The organism is Bianquea renquensis, from assembly GCF_014384895.1.
GTDB lineage: Bacteria > Bacillota > Clostridia > Lachnospirales > Bianqueaceae > Bianquea > Bianquea renquensis.
In genome coordinates this window covers 1-775 of sequence record NZ_JACRSQ010000103.1, presented here as the reverse complement: position 1 = coordinate 775, position 775 = coordinate 1, and the positions used below count along the sequence as shown (strand labels likewise).

Genomic DNA, 775 nt, shown 5'->3' with positions numbered 1-775 from the left:
GGAGGAACTGCTTCTGCCCTTTGTCAACGTCTACCAGGCGGAAGCAGAGCCGGGCAGCCTGACGGTGCAGAAAGAGGTTGTGGGCGACAATCCCGACCCGGACAAGGAATTTAGCTTTGCCATCACCTTCTCGGACGGTGGAAGTTATGAATACACGGTTGACGGCGGCGAGCCGCAGGAGCTTATAAGCGGAGGCCTCCTTGTTTTGAAGAGCGGCCAGACGGCGGTATTTACAAATCTGCCGGACGGTATCCCCTACACTGTGAAAGAAATCGACGCGGCAGGGTATCTTCCGGCGATTATAGAAGCCGCAGGCACCATCGCGAGCGGTGAAGCGGCCGTGGTGAAGTTCCAGAACCGGGTGCCGGATGAGGCGGAGCAACCGGCCACGCTCCGCGTCACCAAGAAGCTGGAGGGCGAATACCCGGAGGCGGAGGAGAACAAGGAATTTCATTTCACCCTCACCGTTGACGGAATAGCACAGGAATTCACCTTGAAACCCGGTGAAAGCAAAGAATTTGAAATCGCCGCAGGCGCACAATATGAGCTCCACGAGGACGACTCTTTCACGGACGGCTATGCCCTCATGCTGGAAAACGGCATCGGCACTGCTCTGTCCGGCCAGACGATTACCGTCACCGCTACCAATACTTATGTGGGAGAGGTACAGACTGAAATCGAAGGCGAGAAAACATGGGAGCTGGGCGGCCATGACGTGGCCCTGCCGGAATCTGTCACCGTGCAGCTGAAAAACGGGGATTTGCTGGTGGAGGAA

Annotated in this window: 1 protein-coding gene; it reads left to right on the top strand. The window is 56.9% G+C overall.

What is annotated here, in order from left to right; genetic code table 11:
- A partial coding sequence (locus tag H8730_RS17445; protein ID WP_249290318.1) for a DUF7601 domain-containing protein occupies nucleotides 1-775 on the top strand: 775 nt, incomplete at both ends.